Source organism: Spongiimicrobium salis, from assembly GCF_043678055.1.
Classification (GTDB): domain Bacteria; phylum Bacteroidota; class Bacteroidia; order Flavobacteriales; family Flavobacteriaceae; genus Spongiimicrobium; species Spongiimicrobium salis.
In genome coordinates, this window is sequence record NZ_JBHEQA010000007.1 from 13,165 (window position 1) to 37,289 (window position 24,125).

Below are 24,125 nucleotides of genomic sequence, written 5' to 3' on the forward strand. Positions count from 1 at the left end.
CTGCATGACCTATACGGAAACCTTAGATTGGATGTTTGCACAACTTCCAATGTACCAGCAAAAAGGGAAACAAGCATTTCATGGAAAGTTAGACGGTATTCTTAATTTTTCGGAGCATCTGAATCACCCTGAGACCAAATTTAAAAGTATTCATGTAGCAGGGACCAACGGGAAAGGCTCTAGCAGCCATATGTTGGCTGCGGTACTGCAGGAGGCCGGTTATAAGGTAGGCCTATATACTTCTCCCCACCTCAAAGATTTTAGGGAACGCATCAAGATCAACGGACGCATGGTTCCGGAAACTTATGTGACCCAGTTCATAGCGAACAACGATACTTTTTTTAAGACAGCACAGCTTTCTTTTTTTGAAATGACCGTGGGAATGGCGTTCTCTTATTTTGCCATGGAAAAAGTAGATGTTGCTATTATTGAAGTAGGTTTGGGAGGGCGATTGGATTCTACCAATATCATTGTTCCCGAAGTTTCCTTGATTACCAATATTGGGTATGATCATATGGATTTTTTAGGCAACACTTTAGCCGATATTGCTAAAGAGAAGGCGGGCATTATGAAGGAAAATGTTCCCGTTGTCATCAGTGAATATCAAGAAGAAACTGCGGAAACTTTTATGGCCGAAGCAAAAAGAGTGGGAGCCCCCATAAGCTTTGCAGATAGCGAACAACATCATTTGTACGCCACGGATTTATTGGGAGCCTATCAAGTTAAAAATACGAAAGGAGTATTGTCCGTAATCGCCTTATTGAAGGATTTTGAAGTAAATGAAACACAGCTCAAAAATGGATTGAAAAAAGTAGTGGCGCATACCGGATTGCAAGGACGTTGGCAGCAACTGGGGAGCAATCCAACGGTTATTTGCGATACGGCACATAATAAGGAAGGACTGTCTATAGTCCTGGCACAATTGGAAGAACAGCCGTATACCCAATTACATATCGTATTGGGAGTGGTTTCTGATAAAGATCTGGATGCCATATTGCCACTTTTTCCTAAAAATGCCCTATACTATTTTTGCAGACCAGATATACCACGAGGGTTGGATGAAATAGTCTTGGCGGAAAAAGCCAAAGCACTTGGCTTTAAGGGGAATGCGTATCCTACTGTGACTGAAGCCTATAAAGTAGCCTTGGATGCCGCATTGGAAACAGATTTTATATACATTGGAGGAAGTACATTTGTCGTTGCTGAAGTTGTGTGATATTTTTTTCATTTTTCTTTTGGTCAACAAAAAATCTATCTTATATTTGCACCCCGTTAAGGGCTCTTAGCTCAGTTGGTTCAGAGCACCTGCCTTACAAGCAGGGGGTCACTGGTTCGAATCCAGTAGGGCCCACAACATAAAAACCCTCGCATCCGCGAGGGTTTTTTATTTTACACTTCTTTATATTCTTCTATTGGCAATGATTGGTCTGGATAGTACAAAGTAGCAAGCTTCTATGCCCGGATTCTTTACGAAACATTTTCTCCAAGAAAGCTATGATGTAGGGTGAAATCCATTTGAGTTGTTTTAGTACTAAACCAAAGGAAATGATCAAAAAAATCAAAATTGCTTTATTGCTTGTGGGACTCTCTCCCTTATTGCTTGCCATCTTATGTGAAGAGGAAGATTTGGGACTGGAAATTGGCCCACGAAACAAAACTGCGGTAACCCTATCTGCAGGCCCTATTTTTTCCGTAAATGATACCCTCTGGATTAACGGAAAAGTATCTTCTATGATTGCTACCGGAACTCCTGGAGATTCCATCGCCAATGAAAATGCATTCATCAGGGATATTATCAGTGTTATGCGCTTGAAAACGGCAGATAGAAATAGTAATACTAGGGAAGCTGTTGATGAATTTCAATGGGTTACTCGCATTGGAAGCATTGATTTTCTGGGGGCTTGTCCAGATTCAGAACTTATAGCACAAGGCCCTCTAACGGAAAATGGACAAGAATATGAATATGAAATAGGTCTTGTGCCTGTAAATAGAGGGGACTTTGTTTTGAGTTGGTTAGAGCCAGTAGCTATTAGAAATACCAATTTAAATACAGAACTCTTGGAGCAATATCAATTAGAGGATAACCCTAATGCTTTGGGATTGACAAAATGCGGTATTACCTCAACAATACCTAGTGTACAACAATCAAAAGGTGAGTTCTTTTTTTCCGTTGATTAATTTTAAAAAAAAAATTAAATGATTAATATACTGGTAATCAGTATGTTAAATAAATATTTCTATCAAATCAATAGGATAAAATACTATTTTTTGATTTTTTCTGTAAGTAATCAAAAAAGGGCTCGACTATAAGAGGGAACACTTTAGAATACTAGAGTTTCATAATTTTGTAAGTTTGGTTTGGTTATTTTTCGGGGTGGTTCCCGGAAATAAAATTTAAAGCCTGGGGTGGTTCCCAGGCTTTCTTCTTTTTCGTAATCAATACTTCTTTTAAGCTCCAAATCTCAATCCAGATTGAGAATAATAAATTCCGATCGTCTATTGATATTATGGGCCCTATCCGAGCACTGCACATTATTACTACAGCCGTTCAATAATTTTTTTTCTCCATACCCAATAGCACTCTTAATTCTATGGGATTCAATACCTTGGGAAATAATATACTCCGCTGTAGATTTTGCCCTTTTATCGGATAAAGCTTCGTTATAATTATCACTGCCCCTGGCATCGGTATGCGATTCTATTTTAATGATCATTTTTGGATATTCCTTCATGATGGTCACAATTTTGTTCAATTCCATAGCTGCTTCAAATTTAATTTCGGCCTTATTCAGATCAAAAAAGATATGGTCTATTTTTATTTTTCGGACACCCTGTTCTACGGTACTCCATTCTTCCAATATTCTGGTTATTTTAAGGGGAATAGTGTTGTCAAAGCCAATTTCATTAGTGGTCGTGAAATCTTGCAAAGTTTCATGGTATCCAGTTTTTGATACTTGGATTTGATAAGAAGTCAGGCAACTTAAGAGGGTATCAAAGCGAAATATACCCTCCATACCCGTGGTGGTTTCTTCTAAGATAACTCCAGTGCTGTCTAAAAGTTGTACCGAAACATCGTCTAGGGGTTGCGCATTGGATGTTCTGGTCACTATTCCTTCTACAGTTTGATGGCATTCTTTGTCTAAACGTTGAAAAGAATAAATATCGTCATCTCCAGTACCACCTTCCCTATTGGATGAGAAATATCCCCTTCCCGTATTTTCATTGACAATGTACCCAAAGTCATCTTTTGAACTGTTTAAAAGCTTCCCAAGATTTACAGGCTTGGAGAATCCATTGTTTATAGTACTTTCAAAAATATCCAGTCCCCCTAATCCCAAATGTCCATCAGAGGCAAAATATAATTTTCCTGCGGTGATATAGGGAAACATTTCCCGACCACTGGTATTTATACCTAGACCTAGATTTTTAGGCTGGGAAAAAGTACCATCCTCAAGAATTTCAGCCACAAAAATATCGGTCGCTCCAATACTACCGGGCATATCGGAAACAAAATAGAGTTTTTTGCCATCGGGACTAAGAGCGGGTTGTCCCACAGAATAGGCAACATTATTAATCGCAATTTCTTGTGGAGAGCTCCAAGTACCATCCTTTAAAAAGGTCCTATAAATTTTTAAATGATTGGTTCCTTCTTGATCGCGTTCCAAATTCTTGTCCGTATAATTGTTTCTTGTAAAATACATGGTCTTCTGGTCGGGTGTGAACGATACGGAAGCTTCATGGTATTTTGTGTTGATGATTTTAGAAAATGAATGGACTTCGACCAAGTCAGAGCCTATATCCAAAGTGTCCGCACTAAAAAGATTCAGAAAAGGCTGTCTGTTCCATTCATAAAGTCGGGTATGTAAATTCAAGGAATCTCTACTCGAAGCGAATATAATTTTGTCTTCGTAAAAAGTAGAGCCAAAATCGGCCATTGGCGTATTAATGGACAAGTGAGTGATATAAAATTGTGGCTGTTGCTTTAGAAGAGCATCTAATTTTTTGTCGTTATCCTTCAATTGGGCCACCGAAAAGTTTGATGCGCCGGTATCGTGTTTATAGATCTTCATCAATCCTTTGGCCAAACGATAATTACCCACTCCTTTTAGCGCATGGATGTAACGAAATAGGTATTTTGGTTCCAAGACATGTTCGTATTTGGAGAACAATTGTCCATACCATTTCACCGCATTTTTCATGTCTGTATTAAAGTAGTAGGAGTCTCCTAAATGCTGTAAGACCTCTTTGGAATCATCTCCGTTCCGTACCATACGTTCATATTGTTCTGCTGCCTTTATATAGGAGAGATTATTAAAGCTTTTATCAGCACTGTTTTGATTTTCTTGACTAAAGGTTAGCAAGAATACTAACAGAAATAGTGTAGTTATTGTTGTTTTCATAGGGTGGTATCTTAATAGAATCTGGGGGATCTTAATTTCTTTTCAATCGTCTTTAAATCAAATCGCAAGAAAACTTCGTGCGTTCCAGTGGTATAATTCCTGAGATCTGTAGTAGTTAGGTCATAAGCATATCCCAATTTGAGGGCAGGAGAAATTTGTACACCCAATAAACCGGAGACAGAATCATCCCAGCGGTAGGCCAAACCAAAGGTCAAGACTTCCTTGATCATAACATTAGCGGAAATATCTGCAATGACCGGTGCTCCTGGGACCCATTTCACAAAAAATGCCGGCTTAAATTTTAAATCTGGACTGAGGTCCATTATTTTTCCTCCAATGAGGAAATAATGCAAGCGCTCCGTAGCAATTTCTTGTGTTTCCCCATCATAATGATCTTCCGAAAAGAAATTAGGTACGGCGAAACCAAGATATCCTTTGGAAGAATGATAGTATACTCCGGCGCCAATAGTAGGGAAGAATCGGTTTTCGATATTATTTTGAAAGGCAACATCCGGATTTTCGGTAAGTCCTCTAGAAAAATCTACATTGAACATGCGACCACCTCCCTTTAAACCAAAGGATAGCCTTTTGTTATCCTCATCCAAGCGAATGGTATAGGAAAAATTGGCATCTACAAATACTTCGTTGGATGGACCCAATTCATCATTGGTAATCACAAGCCCAAGGCCTATATTCTTTCGTACAGGACCGTCCAGTGATAGGACCTGTGAGGTAGGCGCTCCGTTGATACCTACCCATTGTGTGCGGTAGAGACCTAGTACGGATAAATGCCCCTTGGAACCAGCGTAAGCCGGATTCACGGTGAGCGTATTATACATGTATTGGGTGAATTGGGGATCCTGTTGTGCTGTTGCTATCCCAGAAATGAATAAAGCGATAAGGATTACTCCCGTTTTGAAATGTGTTTTCATCAATTTAATTTTTTTAACAGTAGTGTCCATATCCTTAGCGATTTATATATAACCAGTCCGAAATAGGTTCTGAACCATCCCCTAGATCGAGAATGTAGAAGTAGGTGCCCACGGGCAGTGCATCTTCTCGGTCAATAGTAGCACGTCCTGTTGAGGTTCCGTTCCAGTCGTTATTGTAATTTTCTGCTTCAAAGACAAGGTTCCCCCAGCGATTATAAATGCGTAATACATTATTGGGGTACCTGGAAATACAATCAATGGTAAAGGTTTCATTGACTCCATCCCCATTGGGCGAGAACTCATTATAGAATACCAAACAACTGGGGTCTATGGTCGCTTGTGCGGTGTTGTTGGAAGCGTCAATATCATACTGATCTACGAAAGCAAGTCTTGCAGTATTTAAATATTCCCCGCTATCCAATACTTCCGCTGAAATGATCAGGGTTTCACTATTCGATGCAGCCAAAGTGGCTATGGACCATGCGCCAGTTTGGAAGTCATAATTTCCGGCTGAGGCCGTGGCCGAGATAAAGGTATATCCGGAAGGAAGTATTTCTTCGATTCCTATATTGCTCGCCGTGCTACTTCCCACATTCGAAGCTATAATCGTAAAACTAATGGTGCTACCGATGCCGGGACGATCGTTGTCCACAGTTTTTTGTAATGCAATATCTGTTGATTGCGGAATTACGACCACCATGGCCTCATCATCATCGGGAAGGCCATCACTCAGATCATCAATGCCAATATCTTCATCAACCGTACTATCAGGGTCCGATTGATCGGCTGCTGTAATCTGGGCAATATTGGTATATTCCCCATCGACTCCCGAAGGGGGATTGACGCTTACCAGAACCACCAATGTTTCTGTTGTCCCGTTGGGGATTACCCCATTGGTGTTCCAAAGCCCGTTGACTTCGTCATATATCCCTGCGGTAGTGAAGTGGGATTCGTAAGTAAATCCGCTCGGGAGCAGATCGGTAACTACAATACCCGTGGCATCACTATCCCCACTATTGGTTAGGTTGACGGTAAATTCAATAATATCGCCCACATTGGGATTTTCCTCATCAACCGTTTTCGTCAAAGATAGATCTGCAAGCCCTGTGGGTATGGGATTTACGGTATCCTGATCATCTTCGGAATTTAAGTTGTTGTCCGGAGAAGAATCTGGGTCAAACGTATCTAGGGCAATGAGCTCGGCAGTGTTGGAGAAATCGCCATTGGTAAGTACGGTTGCTCTTATCTCTAGCGTTTCAGTTGCTCCGTTAGCTAAGGAAGCAATATTCCATGAACCAATGATTTCATCGTAGGTTCCCACGGAAGTTGTGGCACTGATGAAATTATACCCAGAGGCAAGAATATCTTCAACCACCAATCCCGTAGCGTCACTGGGCCCATCATTGGTGACCTCAATCGTAAAAGTGACTTGCGAACCTACGGAAGGACTCAGGTTATCGACGTTTTTGGTCAGGGAGATATCGGTGATGACCCTCGGCAGTGTAGCCTGTTCATCCTCATCATCTTCAGAAAGGATATTGTTATTGGGACTGGAATCGGGATCCATTTCGTTTACGGCGATCACTTCGGCACGATTGACATAACTTCCCGTAGTATTAATGCCTACAGTAATATCCAAGCTAGTTGAGGTGTTTGCAGTTAGTGCACCTACATTCCAGATTCCTGTGGTACTATTATAAGTGCCACCACTGCTATCAGCGATGTAACGATATCCTGATGGCAATAGATCTTGAACTTGAACCCCTGTAGCTATACTGGGACCAGCGTTGTTCAAGGTCAACGTAAAGGTGACATTGTCGGATACGTCTGGGAATTCATTGTCCACTGTTTTGAGTAAGCTTAAATCAGCAATGGGCGTAGGTGTTGTAAGGGCACTATCTTGATCATCTTCCGCGGAGAGTCCATTGGATGGAGTAGAATCTGTATCCAGATTAGCGGAACTGATGACCTCAGCAATGTTTTCATAATTGCCCGTAGGATTCACAAAGGCAACAATGTTCAAAGTTTCCGTAGTCCCGTTGGGAATAGCTCCATTGAGATTCCAAATTCCTGTACCCTGATCGTAAACCCCGGAAGTACTATTGTTGGAAATATACGTATAACCAGAAGGCAAAATATCCTGTATTTGTACGCCCGTGGCATTGCTAGGCCCATTATTGGTAATGTTCAAGGTGAAGATAATTTCATCACCTACGAAAGGAGTAGCGTTGTTCACTGTTTTGGTTAGTTCTAAATCCGAAACTAGGACGGGTGTTGGGGCAATGGTTTCCTGATCATCTTCCGTATTGTCATTATTGGCGACCTCGGAATCGCTATCGTTTTCATTGAGTCCGGTAAGTTCTGCCGTATTGCTATAGTTGCCATTGGCCAATACGGTAGCGGTGATGACCATAGTTTCCGTTGCACCATTGGCAAGATTACCAATGGCCCAAGAACCATTTAACGGTTCATAAGTACCCGTGGAAGGGACAGCGCTCACCAATTGATACCCAGACCTTAAAAAATCGGTAACTACCACTCCGGTAGCATCGCTGGGCCCATCATTACTTACATTGACGGTAAATTCAATTTGTCCTCCAATATTTGGCGTCATCGTATTCGCGACTTTGGTGACGGAGATGTCAACCACTTGTCCAGGAATTACTTCCACAGCATCTTGATCATCCTCGGAAAGAACATTGTTATTTGCAATAGAATCCGGGTCCACCTCATTAACAGCAATCAATTCTGTGGTATTGATATAGCTTCCCGTGGTATTTATACTCACCGTAATATTAAGGGCCGTAGAAGTATCCGCAGCCAAGGAACCTACGTTCCAAATCCCGGTAAGGTCATTGTATGCGCCGGCACCGGTATCGGAAATGTAATTGAAACCTGATGGTAAGAGATCTTGCACTTGGATGCCGGTAGCTTCACTTGATCCTGTATTGGTCAAGGTCAGGGTAAAGGTGATGTTTTCGGATACGTCTGGGAACGCATTGTCCACAATTTTCGTCAAACTTAGATCGGCAATGGGTACCGGTGTGGTGCTGACGCTATCCTGATCATCCTCCGAGAGGATACCATTGGAAGGAGTGGAATCGATATCTTGATTTCCTGAGCTGATGATTTCGGCAATGTTTTCGTAATTACCGGTAGGGTTTACTCGGGCCACGATGTTCAGGGTTTCCGTTGTGCCGTTGGGAATGGTGCCATTAAGGTTCCATATCCCAGTATTTGGATTATAGGTGCCTGCAGTTCCAGTATTTGAAATATAAAGATATCCAGTAGGCAACAAGTCCTGTACTAAGACGGCACTGACATCGCTTGGCCCATTGTTTGTTAGGTCTAGGGTGAAGATAACTTCACTTCCAACAAGCGGAGTGCTGTTATCCACACTCTTGCTCAGTTCCAAATCCGAAACTAGGACGGGTATTGGGGCAATGGTTTCCTGATCATCTTCCGTATTGTCGTTATTGGCAACCTCGGAATCACTATCGTTTTCATTGAGTCCGGTAAGCTCTGCTGTATTGGTGTAGTTGCCATTGGCCAGTACGGTAGCCGTAATGGCCATAGTTTCCGTAGCGCCATTGGCAAGATTGCCAATGCTCCAAGAACCATTGAGCGGTTCGTAGGTGCCCGTGGAAGGGATAGCGCTTACCAATTGGTACCCTGATCTCAACAGATCGGTAACTACCACTCCTGTAGCATCACTGGGCCCATCATTGTTTACACTGATTGTAAATTCAATTTGTCCGCCGATGTTGGGTGTCATTGTATTGGCTACTTTGGTGACGGTAAGGTCAACGACTTGTCGTGGGCTTAGCGTTACTTCATCCTGATCGTCTTCCGAAAGGATATTGTTGTTCGGCGTGGAATCCGTATCCAATTCATTGTGTGCAACCACTTGGGCAACATTGGTGTACACGCCTGTGGCATTCACGGTAGCTATGATATTTAGCGTAGCCGAGGCACCACTGGATACATTTCCGATATTCCAATTGCCCGTGCTGTCATCATAAGCACCACCGCCATCATCAGAAACATAGGTGAATCCGGAGGGGAGTTGATCTAAAACCTGAACATTGGTAGCATCTCCGAGGCCGGTATTGGTAAGGGTTAGGGTAAAAGTGACATTGGTATTGACGTCTGGGGTACTATTGTTCACACTTTTTTCAAGTTCGATATCAATAACGTTTACTGGGGTAACCGTAGCGCTATCCTGATCATCTTCTGCCAATACATTATTGTTGGGTGTAGAATCGGGGTCAAAGACATCAGAGGCAATCACTTCGGCCACATTGGTATAATTTCCTGTGGCATTGACCAGTACATCAATGACGATGGTTTCACTACTTCCACTGGTTACATCCCCCACTTGCCAGATTCCTGTAGTGGCATTGTATATCCCGGAAGTGGCACTGTACAGTACAAAGTCGAATCCCGTGGGTAAAAGGTCTTGGACCACTACATTGTCGGCCGTATTGGGACCGTCATTGAATACGGTAATTTCAAAGCTGATTTCTGTTCCAATCTGCGGGTTGAGGTCATTATCCACCACAATTTTGGTCAGGGACAGATCCCCTTGAGCGGGTGTTAAGGTTAAACTATCTTCATCGTCGTCCTCCGGTGACCCATTTCCATCTTCGTCTACCGTATTTCCAGTAGAAGGATCACTGTCCGGATCAAATTGATCACTGGCAGTAATCTGTGCATTGTTCACATATTCATTGACCGCTCCTGTTGGGGCATTTACTGTGGCTGCATAACTCAATGTAATACTGCCGTTATTGGCCAAAATGGATAAGCCGGTCCAAGAAGCCGTATTGCCACTTAAGGTTCCCCCGTTATTTACGGCAGTAAGGTTAAATCCTGACGGAAGGATATCTTCCACGGCCACTCCTGTAGCTACATCGGGCCCTGAATTGGTAATGGTCAAGGTAAAGGTGACCGTATCCCCTACATTGGGAGAAGTAGTGTTTGCCGTTTTTTCAATACTTAAATCAGCCATTTGGGGTGCAATGGAGATGGCATCTTCATCATCTTCGCTCTGATCTCCATTGTCGTTGTTCGGACTGCTGTCCAGATCTTCCTGTGTTGTGCCCGTGACCTGAGCGCGATGTTGGTATTCATTGGAAGCGCCAGAAGGTTCCGGCACTTCGGCATTAAACGTCAATATCAGGGTATCGGTGCCCATAGGTACGCTTAGTCCGGACCAATCAATAGCACTTCCACTCAATATACCCCCATTACTGATCCCAGTTACATTACCAAAACCAGGAGGGAGAAGATCCTGGATGTTTACCCCGGTAGCATCTACGTCTCCAAGGTTACTGAGATTAATGGTGAAGGTGACAATATCCCCTACATTGGGTGTGTTATCACTTACTTGGATATTGAGTTCCAAGTCGATGATTTGTGGGACTATGATAAAGAAATCTTCATCATCTTCATCCTGGTCCCCATCATCGTTGCCCGGTTCACTATCGGGGTCTTGTTGATCACTACTAACAATTTCGGCGATGTTCAAGTATTCATCGGGAAGTCCACTTGGGGCATTTACCGTTACTTCATAGGATAGCGTAGTACTCCCTACAGCAAGGGAAGGAAGGTTCCAACTTAGGAAAGTTCCTGCAATAGCCGTTCCCCCGTTATTGATGGTCCCCAAAGTATAGCCCGAAGGAACAATATCTTCAATACGGACATTGGTCGCAACATCGGGACCGGCATTGGTAAGTGTCAGTTCAAAGACTACCGTATCACCCACATTAGGAGTAGCACTAGAACCGCTACTGATATCTTTTACCAAGCTTAAATCTGCTGTTTGGAGCGCAAAGCTGGCATTTGCCTCATCATCTTCACTTTGATCTCCATTGTCATTATTGGGCGTACTATCGGGATCCGGAAGGTCGGATGCGGTAATTTGGGCCACATTGGTATAGTTGCCCGAAGCATTAACGGTAACCTCATAGCTTAAATTTAAGGTAGATCCATTGGCAATGCTCAAGTCGCTCCAGGTAATCGTTAGATTTCCTGGGTTGTATACCCCTCCATTACTGATCGTACCTCCAACGATATCAAGGCCGTTGGGAAGTGTATCCACAATGGTCACACCCGTAGCGTCCCCACTTTCAACCGTATCATTATTCAAAACAGCTATGGTATAGGTCAATTGATCCCCAAGATTTCCAGTGTTGGAGGATACGGATTTGGATAATTCAAGATCGGCATTTTCCAAAGTGATTCCGGCAGCGCTCTCATCGTCTTCGCTTTGATCTCCATCCTCATTATTAGGAGTACTATCGGGATCTAGGACATCGCTGGCCGTAATTTGGGCGGTATTGAGATATTCATTCGTGCTTCCTGTGGGTGGGTTTACCGTTGCTTCAAAGCTCACTGTGGTATTTCCAGAGTTTAAAGTTAGCCCAGACCATTTAATTTCATTGCCATTCTGTACTCCTCCATCATTGATGGTTCCAATGGTATAGCCCGGTGGAACAATATCCGTTATTTCAACTCCAGTAGCTGTATCCGGCCCAAAATTTCGTACTTGCAAGGAGAAGGTCACCGTTTCCCCAACGCTAGCGTCTGTGGGAGCTACGGATTTTCGTAAACGTAAATCGGCCATTGCTACCGTGACCGTAGCGGTATCTTGATCATCTTCGGCCGCGATGCCATTGCCAACGGTAGAGTCAAGATCAAAAATAGCATTGGCGGTAATTTCAGCCGTATTGGTATATGAACCAGAGGCATTTACCGTAGCGTCAAAAGAGAGGCTTGTAGTGCTCCCGTTGGGAATACTTAAGTTGGACCAGGTAATGGATAAATTCCCCAAATTATAAACCCCTCCGGGGCTTACAGTTCCTGGAACCAAGGTAAAACCAGAAGGAATAATATCGGTTATTTCCACTCCAGTGGCATCTGAGGAGGTCGATACATCATTATTGAAGACCTCGATGGTGAAGGTGACAATATCGCCTGGATTTGCGGTAGTAGGGGAAACCGATTTAGAGAGTTCTAAGTCGACCCCCAACAAGGATACCTCTACCGTATCCGAAACATCCGTACAAATACCATTGGAAACGGTCCATTGAAAAGTATATACCCCTTCCGTAGCCCCGAACACCTCTGTATTGGGATCACCAGTATCCGAAAAGCCTACCGTGGTCGGGCCAGAGACTTGTGTCCAGGTCCCCGTTCCAGCGGTTGGCGGTACTGCAGCCAAAGTTACTGCCGAAAACTGATTCAAAGTTTGATCAGGGCCAGCATCCGCACTGATGGGATCGGCAAAAATTACCAACTCCATTGTGTCTACTAGCGTACATCCGCCATTCTCCACGGTCCAGGTAAATTCATAGGTTCCGGGACCTAAATCGGAAACCGGCGTATTTGGGTCGTTCGCTCCGGCAATCGTGGCCATGGTGCCCGCATCTGTTACTCCGGGGCCTGCGGTTTGGGACCAGGTACCGGTACCTACCGTCAAGGCGGTAGCGTTTAAATTGGTTTGTATAGCGTCACAAAATTCTTGGTCAGGCCCTGCTTCGGCAGCCGAAGGGGCATCTGCAGTAAAAGTGATATTGACCGTGTCCGATGTAGGGTCACAAGCCGAAGGACTATCCACAAAAGTGACGTTTCCATTGGAAACGGTCCAAGTGAGTTCATAGGTGCCTAGAGCCGTAATATTAGATAAGGTGGATGTGGGAGAATTTGGATTGTCAATAATGGCTGCACCCCCTGAAGGATCTGAGGTAAAAGTCCAGGTTCCTATGCCAACGGCGGGAACCGCTGCATTGAGTTGCACATCCAATTGGCAGGCATTCGTTTGGTCCGCTCCGGCGTCCGCCACTGAAGGCGCCTCATATACTTCAATTCGAATAATGTCTGCTGTTTCAGAGCAATTCCCAGATTCAAAGTTCCATTCCAAAATATAAACACCAGTTACGGAAAGACCAGAAACCGTACTGGTAGGACTGTTTGGATTGTCAATCACCGCTACACTGCCCGCCGGTTGCTCGGCGAACCGCCAAGTAGCCGTGGTTACATCAATCGGAGGCGTGTTCCCGGCCAAGGTAGTCTGATTCGGAACCACTAGGTCACCGATACATAGTATTTGGTCAGGTCCGGCATTGGGTGCTTGGGAGGGTGCTGTGCTGGAAATTACATCCACTATTTTCGTGGAGGTACCACAAGCATAATCCGTGGTAAAGGTAAATTGATAGATGTTACCAGGAGTAATCGTAATTTCTGCAACATTACTGTTGGTTGGGTTTTGCGTTACGGTTGCCCCGGCAGGACCTCCGGTTTGCGTCCAAGTCCCTGTGGCACCAAAAGTAGCTTCCAAAAGAAAATTATTTACTTCGCATAATTGCAAAGTTTCGTTTGCACCAGGTGGCGCAAAAACTTCAATTTGTACATCATCAAAAGTAGTGGGGCAGGTACTACTGCCCGTAATGGTCCATCTAAAGTTGTATACTCCTGAAACAAGATCTGTTACGGCCGTATTGGGGTCGTTGATATCTGTGATTGTGGGAGTATTTGGAGCTCCCGATAACAAAGTCCAAAATCCTGTTTCGACATTGCTGTCAAAAGAATTTCCAGATAAAACGGCATTTGTGGCATTACAGATCACTTGATCTGCCCCGACTGCAGCGATAGTTGAAGGAATACCCACATTGAGCGTAACCTGATCGGAATCTTGTGTGCAAGTACCGTTATTTACAATCCATTCAAAAACATACTGCCCTGAAAAGCTAAATGTGAATTGCGCAGTGGGACTGCTTTCATCATCGATGGTAAAACCACCAGGCCCAGAGATCTGAGTCCAAAGTCCATCCCCAGTTGAACTGGTAGCCGCCATCGTAAAGGTATCTGAGCAAGCGGTTTGATCCGCACCGGCATCCGCATTCGCAGGAACACCGATAGTAATTTCCACATCGTCTGAAGTGGATTGACAACCTGCTTTGGAAATGGTCCAAGTGAGGATGTAGCTTTGTTCAATACTAATGGTGGCCGTGGTATTAAATTGATTGGGATCCGCAAAACTAATACCTGTACTGGGATTGGCAGTCCATGTTCCTACTTCATCCACTTCGGGTTGGTTTGCGGCAAGTACTACAGAAGGAGTTCCGGGAGCCAGACATTCATCCGAACCGGCTGTAGCCAGGGAAGGTCCTTCTGTGGCTCCCGTGGTTATGGTAACGGTATCGGTACCTGGAGGAGGGCAAGTATTATCGTTGGGGTTTTCTACGGTCCAACGAAAAATGTAAGTTTCATTCGCGATATCCAATCCCGATACCAGAGTATTAGGGTCGTTTTCATCCTCAAAGACAATGGTGGCTCCTGCCGGAGCACTATCTACTGTCCAGGTACCCACTAAATTGGTTGTCGGAGGTGTTTCCCCGGCAAGAGCAATAGGGGCGCCAAAACAAATCAAAGGTTGATCTGGACCTGCATCTATGACTAAAGGGGTATTGGAAGATACTTCTACGGATACTGTAGATTCTGCTGAGGGAGAGCAAGCATTTCCACCCGTAATACCGTATTGAAAAACATAGGTTCCGGGAATCAATCCGGAAACTGTGGAAGTTCGGGCAAAAGGGTCGGAGAAAGTGGCATTGTTAGGGCCACTGATCTGGGACCATAAGGATTGCCCTGTGGTGACAATATTTCCGGTAATGGAAGTAGAGGTGACGTTACAGGCCAATACTTGGGGTGTACCCGCATTGGATGCCGTAGGGTTCAAAGAAATGGCCACGTTTATGGCATCCGTTCCAACATCGCAACCGGTTTGTACAGATCCTCCAACCGCTCTCCGCAAGACTACCGTGTAGGTACCTTCCACATCAAAATCTATGGTCAAAGGGGTACTGCCCGTATTCTGAAAGTTATTAGGATCTATTAAGGCAGAACCCGATGGACCGCTGATAATAGCAAAAGTATTGGTTCCATTTCCTGTTGTGGTAAAAGGAATCTCCACTTGCGTTATTCCACAAGCCGCTGTGATATCTGCACCTCCGTTGGCCGTGATGGTTATAGGATCTACAGAATAACGTACGGTGCTAATGGCCGTATCGTCACAGCCCGTGGTTGCATTGGTGATCGTATAGCTGAATTCATAGGTTCCAGGAGATGCCAAACCCGATACTTGGGTAGTACTGTTCATGGGGGTAAGAATAGAGGCCGGTGTCCCTGCCGTGCTTACCCCTGGACCTGAAATTTGTGTCCACTGTACGGTTTCCCCGGCAAATTGAGGCTGAGAACCAATAAGGGTCGTGGTAGTAATACTGGGGTCACAAAAACGAATACTACTGTCTTGAACCGTGGCATCCGTAATATCTTGGGTGGCTTCGGCTACAGTAATGGTCATGGTATCCTCACCGGTCGCACAAGGTCCATTGACAGACCAACGCAAGGTATAAGTTCCTTCGATGAGATTGGAAATACCGGATCTATTGCTATTTATATTAGAGAAGGTAGGTGTATTTGGACCACTGACAAAAGACCAGGTACCCACTTGTCCATTGATGTTGTTCCCCCCAAAACTGGCATTCAAGCCAGTGGATTGTGTTACGGTATAGCAATTGTCCAGATTCTGATCGGCTCCAGCATTGACTACGGTTACGCCCCCAAAATTGGTAACGGTCATTACATCTGAAGATTCACAAAATTGCCCCGGAGCATAGGGTGCTCCCGTAATGGTCCAGCGTAAAGTACTGGTTCCGGCATTGTTGGACGATAGGCTGATGGTACTATTTGGAGCTGTTGGGGAGTTTATCGTGACTCCTGCGTTATTGGCCCCATCAATACTCCAAAAACCAGTTTCCCCAGCATTGGTGGGAGTGTTAGCGGCAAGGGAGAGGGAACCGGTATTGTCGGGACAAGAGGCAATGTCCATACCTGCGTTTGCCGTTGTGATCGATTCAACAGTAATATTCACTTCTTGGAATTGCGTACTGCCGTCTGTACATTGTGCCGTAAGTCTAAACCTATAGACATTTCCACCTATGAATCCGGAAACTATAGTGCTTAAGTCGCTAGGGTTATCAATAAGAACCGAAGGCCCACCCACTTGGGACCAAGTAGGTCCATTTTGTATCAGACCCGCCGAAGATCCCGATAAATTAAAGGAGGTAATGTTTTCACATATGGTTTCATCGATTCCTGCATTGACGGAGCAATTTTGTGCGGAAACCCATTGAACACCAAATAAAAAGAAGAAGAATACTATTTTTGGGGCAACTTTGCATAAAGTGTGGGTCATGGTTGAAGTATTTAGTATTACAGTATTTGTAAGAATATTCAAACATAAATGATTTCGAATCCCATGAGAACTATATGTTGTATTTCATCGATAAGATGTTGTGAAATGATGCTTTATCGATGAATGGATTGTTCCCTTTTCAAGTTTGGAAGAAGAATAACTTCATTTGGGATTGTAGGAAATCCAATCGCCAAATGCTTGCGTTGAAAAGGAAAATCTATTTCTTGGAATACAAAAAAGTAAGGCTTAAAATACGGGAATATATTTGGCAATAACTGCTTCTAAAAATCTATTTTACTAACTTAAAATAATGTAGTTGTTGTACGCGGGAAGCTCGTTGGTACCAATCGTTCACCACCAGTTCAATGGTATTGACCTCAAAAGCACCGAAATCGTGATTCCTATATTTTTCAATAAGGGTCAAGAGCGTATTTTTGTTCTTTAAGGTTTCGCTAAAACGAAATACAGTGGCATGTGCGGTACGACGTGTGTATCTTAGGTCTATACTTTGGGGGAGTTGCCCAGTTTTAAATGCTTTTCGAAGATGATCTCGAATACTATTTACTTCATTGTTTTCCATAAAACCCTGAATCATTATACAAGAAGTCGATGCTGTAATGCCTTCAAACCGGATCTTAAAAGATTTTAGGTTAACCAAAGCTTCCTCTATCAAGGAGATGTACTGGGGTACTTTAATTTGATCAATATCAAATCCTTCATGACAGGAAATAATGGATAAGAGGGTAATATGGATATCAGAGCTGGGGTAATAATACTGATTGGGTTCCTCTTTTTTTAATTTGCTTAGAAATTTTTGGATCTCTTCTTTTACCTGGGTTGAAGGACGTATGATCAAACTTAAGCCAAAACGCTCATCAGAATCTGCCTTGATCCAAGGGTCAACGTCGTACTTACCCGATGAAATTTGGGGTATGGATGTCTTATATAATTGCAAATAGTGCTCCTTTAGATCCATGATGTACTGTTTCAATCCTTAAGAATTTGGAGGTAGCTATTCCAAATAGTTTCCAATTTCATACAAACGAGAATTATTTCCTTAAAGATATTCGATATTTTTTTACCTTCGACCTACCAATGAAACTAGAACTTCTCATACAAAAATTTCAAGAAAAAGATGTTGCCGCCTTTGAACAACTCTATGATATGTATGCGAAGAACATCTGCGGAGCCATTAATATCATTGTAAAAAATGAAGTTCTGGCCGAAGAGATTTGTCAGGACGTATTCATGAAGATATGGGAGAAATCAGACCGCTATAACGCATCCAAAGGACGATTTTTTACATGGTTGCTCAATATTGCCCGGAATGCGGCCATTGATGCGGTACGATCAAAATCATATCGCGATGAAGGTAAAAACCTGTCGGCCGATTATTTTTCGGGAATACTGGAGTTAGAGGATGAACATGAGGATGTTGCCATCGATACTGTAAGATTACGAAAATTGGTCGACGGATTAAAGAGGCAATGCATAGAGTTAATAGAATTATTATTTTTTAGGGAATACTCCCAACGGGAGGTTTCAGAGGAATTGGATATTCCTTTGGGAACCATAAAAACAAGAAGTAGAAGCTGTATTTCCCAATTACGGGAGAATATGGGATTATAAGATGGATAGCAAAGCATACATAGCGTCAGGTATTTTGGAACTATATGTTGCAGGGAAGCTCTCGGCAGATGAGAACCTGGAAGTGGCGAAGTATGCGGAAACCTATCCCGAAATTAAAAAAGAAATTGAGGCCATTGAGGCTTCCATTTTACAATTGTCAAAAATTGCCGCTCCCAAAAAAGCAATGGATTTTGGGAACATTCGCGAGAGAATTACTGAAGAACAACAGCCCAAGGTGGTGCCAATGCCCAAATCAAAACTGCCGTGGTACGCCTATGCAGGCTGGGCAGCCTCTTTTGTGCTGCTCGTGGGGCTCTTATACGTTTTTAGCGAGAATACAGGATTAAAATCAAAAATTGAAGTCGTAGAGAGTGAACGCTTCAATCTTGAAGAAGAAATAGAGAAGACCCGGAACTCTTTAACAACATCCGAAACCTTGCTTAACACGCTTAGGGATAAAGATATCCGTGTAGTTGCCCTGGGAGGACAGCAAGTTTCTCCAGATGCCTATGCCAAGGTGTATTGGAACAATAGGGAACAAAAAGTTTTTATAGATGCCCAAGGACTTCCAGAACCTCCTGAAGGAAAAGAGTATCAGGTTTGGTCATTGACCCTAGACCCACTGACACCAACAAGTGTTGGACTCCTTTCCAATTTCAAAGAGGAGGCCAATGGTATTTTTGAAATGGACAACCAAAATGCCTCAGAAGCTTTCGGAATTACACTTGAACCCGCAGGTGGAAGTGAAGCTCCTAACTTGGAACAACTCTATGTCCTAGGAACAGTTTCCCCCTAATATACCCAATACAGGATACCCTGGCCAATTTTCGACAAGCTGCTAAGACGCACCAAGAGTCGTTTTCCTTTTGTACGTCCTTCCGTTTACCATTCCCCTTTTTTTAATTTTTAATTTACTGTAATACAGTGTGTTATATGTATTAACGTTTTGTTAACAACCTCAAAATGAACTTTGCGTAGGTAGCATAAACAAACCTTTAAAATAATTTAAAATGAAAAAAACAAAAGGAATTATTGGATTATGTATGATTGCTGCAACGGCAGCAGTTTTAATTGCCGCAGATCATATTGATGCGCCTTCCATCTCTGGAGAAACAGCAGATATTGCAGATTTTTTTGGGTATGAGCCCACAGCAGATTCGGATAAAACCGTGTTTCAGGTAGATCTACAATCTAATGTACTTCCTGAATTGGCCTTTGGAACTTTTGATGAGAATGTCCTAACCGAAATCAATATTGATACAGATGGGGATTTGGTGGAAGATTTGGTCATTCAGGCAATTCCTCGCGATGGTACTATGTATTTTTTTGGCCCGGGAGAACCTCAGGAAACTGGAATAAACAGTAGCGTAATGGTAGACATGCCTTTGGGAAATGTGGCTATTTCCTCTTCGTCTCCCATCATATCTACCGATGGCGAAGTATCGCTATTTGCAGGCCCGCGCCAAGACCCATTCTTCTTTGACTTTACACAATTTGGTCAAGTAATCGGGGGAAATGCACCAGAAGGGTTTTTGCCTGCGGGAGAGGCGACCAACACCTTTGAAAACTCTAATACCATGGCCATTGTAGTGGAAATTCCAAACAGCATGTTGGGAACACCTACAGCTACCAATGCCTTTGGTGTACCAGTGTACAAGACATGGGTAACTACGAATAAAAAACAATAACAAAACAAAACAAATTCTAAAATAGAAAACAATGAGAAAGAGTATAATTTATAGCGCACTGTGTATTTTCACCATGACTTTTATGGTATCCTGTAGCAATGATGATGGAGATTTTGATCCCATTGCAAGTGCTAGCTGTACCGATGGAATTATGAATGGAGATGAAACGGGTATCGATTGTGGGGGCTCATGTATGCCCTGTGAGCAAGGAATGCAAGATCCGGATTTTTCCGGTACTTTTAGTCAGGTAGACTATATGGGAAGACCTGGTATCAATACCGTATTGGGATTTGATATTGAAGGACAGGCCAGTGTTAAGGATGCCCATAATGTAGCTGTCCCATCGCAAATGGCTGCCATATTTCAAGCAGGCTATGAGGCACGATTGGAACAGTATTATGACGTTTATGCCAATCTGTTAGGGATAGATCCCACAGCCTTAAACTATGAAAGTAATATTTTGGGCTTAGATGCCACGCAATTGACCACTTTTCTTGCTGCAGACGTGCTCGATGTAGCGCCAAATGCTCCAACCACTTATTTTAATCCTGGTGAAGATGCCAATAATGATGGAAGTATTTTGGTTCCGGATGGAGATGAAGTGGCCTTGACAGGAAGAAGATTGGACGATGATGTTATTGACGTTTCCTTAATTCTGTTTTTCGGCGGAAACACAGGAGATCGCTTTAGTGGTCAGGATAACGGAGCAGGAGGAAACCTTCCAAGACTTACTTCGGATGGAGTAGGAGTGGCCGTGAGTATTAGCTCGGAATTTCCATATGTGGGAGACCCAAAATAGACAAACAAATAGAAATGGGGTAGATGTTGCGACATCTGCCCCTAATGAAACAACACCTTAACAAGATAATACCAGATGAAACACCTCTTATTTTTTATCCTGGCCTTCTCTGTCTTTTCCTGTAGCACAAGGGAAAAAAGAATTACAAAGCCCGAGGATTATAACAAATTTTTAAGTGGAGCCCCGATTCCAACAAGCTCAAAGTATTTTGAACTCTGGAATGCTAAAATAAAACCCGATAGCCTACAGTTGATGAGTTTTGGTATCGTGGCAGGAGAATATACCCGTTACTTCATGCAAAATGGGGATATTGAGCAATTAAAAAATGCAGAAAAGGCACTGAAAAAAGCAGTTGAAATTGGCGGCGTAAACCGCGCAGGATACTTAAGGTCTTTGGCCAGAAATTATATATCCCAGCATAAATTTGAGGAGGCACTGCCCTTGGCCCTAAAAGCTAAATCTTTGGGAAGTGGTGCCAGGGATACACAAATGTTACTGTTTGATATTCATATGGAATTGGGGAATTATGCAAAAGCTGAAGCTTATTTGGATGATTTCTATAAAGACAATGATTTTGGAAGCTATATTAGAAAGGCAAAGTTTAGGGATCATGAAGGAAAGTTAGAAGTAGCGATCAATTATATGGAATTGGCCAAGGCCATTGCAGATCATTCCAAGAATCCAGAACTTCAACAGTGGACCTATACCAACTTGGCCGATTTCTATGGCCATGCCGGTAAAATAGAAGCGTCATATCAGCATTATCTAAAGACATTGGCTATAGATCCTCAAAATGCCTATGCCAAAAAAGGGATTGCATGGATCGTTTTTGCCCGAGAGAAAAACCCAGAAGAGGCTTTGCGCATTTTAGATTCGGTATGGGAATATCATAAGTCCCCCGATTATCTACTGTTAAAAATGGAAATTGCAGCATATATGAATGATGATTTGATGAAGGAGCAAAATTTGACTTCCTATTTTGAAATGCTCAAAAACCTAAGTTATGGGGTAATGTACAATACTCACAATCTAGAATGTTATTTGGAAGAGACAAATCAACCGGAAGAAGCCTTGCGATTGGCTGAAGAAGAGGTGCGATCCAGGCCCACACCAGAATCATATGGTTGGTTGGCCTACAGTTATTTGAAATTAGGTGAAAAAGAAAAAGCCATTGAAGTAGTGGAAGAACATATCGCAGGGAAAACATCGGAACCTGTGGTACTGCTACAGTTGGCAGAAATCTACAAGGCCAATGATCGTTTGGATGAAGTTTACTTATTGAAAAAAGAACTTTTGGAGGCTACCTATGAGCTGGGCCCCTTAAAAGAGCAACAAATTTTAGCGCTTTAAGGGAATAAGAAGTACGGTTTCCTGTGGAAAACGGGATAATATCCGGAGAAGTGAAAAATAGGGGATTGGACAAAAGTGCGCCATAATCATCTAATTTTTCACTTCTTTTTGTTTTTTGTACTTCGGATCGTGTCCATGCTCCTTTGCAGATCAGGCACAAACTCTCATAAAGTTTTACTACATTAGAGTACGTATTATAAACCTAGTAAAGAATATATGGCATCCCATAGCAGCAATGATATCCATACCTTTCTTTCCGAAATTCCATTCTTTTCTGAAGTAAGCCCGGCTTCCCTTGAACATTTTTGCGAAGATTTAAATCGTATTCGTTTTAGTTCGGGAGAACGGATCGTTGAAAAAGATAGTCCTGGACATGCCATGTATGTTATCTTGGATGGAAAAGTAAGGGTGCATGAAGCGGTACACAGTTATGGCTATCTCGGGAAAGGGGAGTGTTTTGGGGAGTATGCGCTTATTGATCGGCAAGCCCGATCGGCCTCGGTCACCGCAGAAGAAGATACCCTGGTACTGGAAATTGAACGTCATCATTTTGTACAGTTGATGCAGAAGGACAATGGATTTGCCCAGGGAATCTTAACGGTAATGATAAAGAGACACCGGGAACTGGATCAAATTCAAGAACGCCTTTCCTCTGCCAAACAAAGCTTGGAGTTTGCCAATGCTAAGATGAGTGGTCTCATCAATGGCGCTTTGGATACGATCATTATGTTCGATGAGCGGTTTCGAATCATTTTAACCAATCCATCAGCACAGTTTTTATTGGAAAATACGGAGGTTTTGCAACGAAATGTATTGTTTTTCTTTGATGAAGCCAGCGCAACACATATAGAATCCTTAGTGGAGGAAAGCGCTACCCTCACTACAAACACCTATCTGTCCAAGACAATAAAAGTGATTGGTTCCAAAGGAAAGGAAACGCTCAATGAGGGTACTTTGAGTAAATTTAAAACCGGGAAAGCCATTTTTTATATTCTTATTTTAAGGGATATTGAGGCGCGCATTGCGGCAGACCTTCAGATTGAAGTGTTGACCGATCAGCAAGAGTATTTAACGGAAGAAATTGAAAATTTAACCAATACATCCGGTATTCTAACGCAGGATAAAGGAATGTTGCAAGTGCTTCAAATGGTAGATCAGGTAGCCAAGACCGATGCCACAGTGCTCATCACTGGAGAAACGGGAACTGGAAAAGAATTGGTCGCCAGAGCTATTCATCAAGCCAGTTCTAGAAGTGGCAAACCCCTGGTACGCATTAATTGTGGGGCCATTCCTGAAAATTTGATAGAAAGCGAACTTTTTGGTCATGAAAAAGGGGCATTTACAGGCGCTGTTGCCGATCGTAAAGGCCGATTTTTATTAGCGGATACCGGAACTCTATTTTTAGATGAGATCGGGGAATTGCCTTTGGCTTTGCAACCTAAACTGTTGCGGGTGATTCAAGAAGGGGAATTTGATCCCGTAGGGAGTTCCAAGACCTTAAAGGTTGATGTGAGGATCATTGCGGCCACGCATCGAAATCTATTGCAATTCGCTACCAATGGGAAATTTCGTGAAGATCTGTATTACAGACTTAATGTATTCCCTATTGGAATTCCACCCTTAAGAGAACGGAAAAACGATATTCTCCTCATTGCCCAACACATGATCGATGCACAGGCCCGTAAGCTTCATAAAAAAAATATAACCCTGACGGACGATGATAAAAAAGTATTTACGGACTATGCCTGGCCAGGGAATGTAAGAGAATTGCAAAATCTGATCGAGCGGGCGGTCATTGTAGCCCAGAATGGGATGGTAGATTGGAATATGATCGTTCCCACAGCGCTACCGCACAAGAAAAACGATGCTGCAATTCCTGAGGATCAAGATATTATATTGACCTATTCGGCATTGATTGCAAAAGAAAAGGAAAACATTCTAAAAGCTTTAAAAAAGACAAACTGGAAAGTATCTGGTCATAATGGTGCTGCGGCGCTCTTAGGTATCCCACCAACTACCTTGGCTTCCAAGATCAAAGCCTTAAAAATTGTACGACCTATATAGGGA

At 43.0% G+C, this 24,125-nt stretch carries 12 protein-coding genes and 1 tRNA gene; 9 read left to right on the top strand and 4 right to left on the bottom strand.

Annotated elements, in window-relative coordinates; genetic code table 11:
• Positions 1–4: 4 nt before the first annotated feature.
• The 3 genes from ACEXOE_RS21310 (at position 5) to ACEXOE_RS21320 (ending at position 2,178) form a co-directional block, all read left to right on the top strand.
• A complete protein-coding gene (locus ACEXOE_RS21310) occupies positions 5–1,216 on the top strand; it encodes a bifunctional folylpolyglutamate synthase/dihydrofolate synthase (RefSeq protein ID WP_394750895.1) in 1,212 nt (403 codons plus the stop codon).
• A 60-nt stretch (positions 1,217–1,276) separates the two neighbouring features.
• Positions 1,277–1,351 (top strand) — tRNA-Val (locus tag ACEXOE_RS21315).
• A 194-nt stretch (positions 1,352–1,545) separates the two neighbouring features.
• Positions 1,546–2,178 carry a hypothetical protein gene (locus tag ACEXOE_RS21320; RefSeq protein ID WP_394750896.1) on the top strand — a complete coding sequence of 211 codons (633 nt, stop codon included), beginning with the start codon at positions 1,546–1,548 and terminating at the stop codon, positions 2,176–2,178.
• 284 nt (positions 2,179–2,462) lie between these two features.
• Here ACEXOE_RS21320 and ACEXOE_RS21325 read toward each other — a convergent pair whose 3' ends face one another.
• The 4 genes from ACEXOE_RS21325 to ACEXOE_RS21340 form a co-directional block, all read right to left on the bottom strand.
• Complete coding sequence (locus ACEXOE_RS21325) at positions 2,463–4,400, bottom strand: OmpA family protein (RefSeq protein ID WP_394750897.1); 1,938 nt, start codon at positions 4,398–4,400, stop codon at positions 2,463–2,465.
• Between the two features lie 11 nt (positions 4,401–4,411).
• The gene (locus ACEXOE_RS21330; protein WP_394750898.1) at positions 4,412–5,332 is read right to left on the bottom strand and encodes a PorP/SprF family type IX secretion system membrane protein; all 921 of its coding nucleotides are present in this window, start codon (positions 5,330–5,332) and stop codon (positions 4,412–4,414) included.
• Positions 5,333–5,366: 34 nt separating this feature from the next.
• Positions 5,367–16,592 (bottom strand): PKD domain-containing protein, encoded by an 11,226-nt coding sequence (locus tag ACEXOE_RS21335; RefSeq protein ID WP_394750899.1) that lies wholly within the window; start codon positions 16,590–16,592, stop codon positions 5,367–5,369.
• A 289-nt stretch (positions 16,593–16,881) separates the two neighbouring features.
• Positions 16,882–17,583 carry a 2'-5' RNA ligase family protein gene (locus ACEXOE_RS21340; RefSeq protein WP_394750900.1) on the bottom strand — a complete coding sequence of 234 codons (702 nt, stop codon included), beginning with the start codon at positions 17,581–17,583 and terminating at the stop codon, positions 16,882–16,884.
• A gap of 104 nt (positions 17,584–17,687) precedes the next feature.
• On the opposite strand from ACEXOE_RS21340, the gene ACEXOE_RS21345 reads away from it, so the two are divergent.
• The 6 genes from ACEXOE_RS21345 (at position 17,688) to ACEXOE_RS21370 (ending at position 24,122) form a co-directional block, all read left to right on the top strand.
• The gene (locus ACEXOE_RS21345; RefSeq protein WP_394750901.1) at positions 17,688–18,221 is read left to right on the top strand and encodes an RNA polymerase sigma factor; all 534 of its coding nucleotides are present in this window, start codon (positions 17,688–17,690) and stop codon (positions 18,219–18,221) included.
• A gap of 1 nt (position 18,222) precedes the next feature.
• Positions 18,223–19,017, top strand: coding sequence for an anti-sigma factor (locus tag ACEXOE_RS21350; RefSeq protein ID WP_394750902.1), 795 nt, complete (start codon positions 18,223–18,225; stop codon positions 19,015–19,017).
• A 214-nt stretch (positions 19,018–19,231) separates the two neighbouring features.
• A complete protein-coding gene (locus tag ACEXOE_RS21355; RefSeq protein WP_394750903.1) occupies positions 19,232–19,909 on the top strand; it encodes a DUF4331 family protein in 678 nt (225 codons plus the stop codon).
• 31 nt (positions 19,910–19,940) lie between these two features.
• Positions 19,941–20,708, top strand: a complete 768-nt coding sequence (locus tag ACEXOE_RS21360) for a DUF4331 family protein (RefSeq protein ID WP_394750904.1) — start codon at positions 19,941–19,943, stop codon at positions 20,706–20,708.
• Positions 20,709–20,783: 75 nt separating this feature from the next.
• Entirely contained in the window at positions 20,784–22,058 is a 1,275-nt protein-coding gene (locus tag ACEXOE_RS21365) for a tetratricopeptide repeat protein (RefSeq protein ID WP_394750905.1), read from the top strand.
• Between the two features lie 216 nt (positions 22,059–22,274).
• The gene (locus ACEXOE_RS21370) at positions 22,275–24,122 is read left to right on the top strand and encodes a sigma 54-interacting transcriptional regulator (protein ID WP_394750906.1); all 1,848 of its coding nucleotides are present in this window, start codon (positions 22,275–22,277) and stop codon (positions 24,120–24,122) included.
• Positions 24,123–24,125 lie beyond the last annotated feature (3 nt).

Bases quoted from the DNA above. Each gene is read 5' to 3' on its own strand.
- ACEXOE_RS21335 (WP_394750899.1), bottom strand. From the start codon at position 16,592: ATGACCCACACTTTATGCAAAGTTGCCCCAAAAATAGTATTCTTCTTC.
- ACEXOE_RS21350 (WP_394750902.1), top strand. From the start codon at position 18,223: ATGGATAGCAAAGCATACATAGCGTCAGGTATTTTGGAACTATATGTT.
- ACEXOE_RS21310 (WP_394750895.1), top strand. From the start codon at position 5: ATGACCTATACGGAAACCTTAGATTGGATGTTTGCACAACTTCCAATG.
- ACEXOE_RS21370 (WP_394750906.1), top strand. From the start codon at position 22,275: ATGGCATCCCATAGCAGCAATGATATCCATACCTTTCTTTCCGAAATT.
- ACEXOE_RS21360 (WP_394750904.1), top strand. From the start codon at position 19,941: ATGAGAAAGAGTATAATTTATAGCGCACTGTGTATTTTCACCATGACT.
- ACEXOE_RS21345 (WP_394750901.1), top strand. From the start codon at position 17,688: ATGAAACTAGAACTTCTCATACAAAAATTTCAAGAAAAAGATGTTGCC.
- ACEXOE_RS21320 (WP_394750896.1), top strand. From the start codon at position 1,546: ATGATCAAAAAAATCAAAATTGCTTTATTGCTTGTGGGACTCTCTCCC.
- ACEXOE_RS21330 (WP_394750898.1), bottom strand. From the start codon at position 5,332: ATGAAAACACATTTCAAAACGGGAGTAATCCTTATCGCTTTATTCATT.
- ACEXOE_RS21325 (WP_394750897.1), bottom strand. From the start codon at position 4,400: ATGAAAACAACAATAACTACACTATTTCTGTTAGTATTCTTGCTAACC.
- ACEXOE_RS21365 (WP_394750905.1), top strand. From the start codon at position 20,784: ATGAAACACCTCTTATTTTTTATCCTGGCCTTCTCTGTCTTTTCCTGT.
- ACEXOE_RS21355 (WP_394750903.1), top strand. From the start codon at position 19,232: ATGAAAAAAACAAAAGGAATTATTGGATTATGTATGATTGCTGCAACG.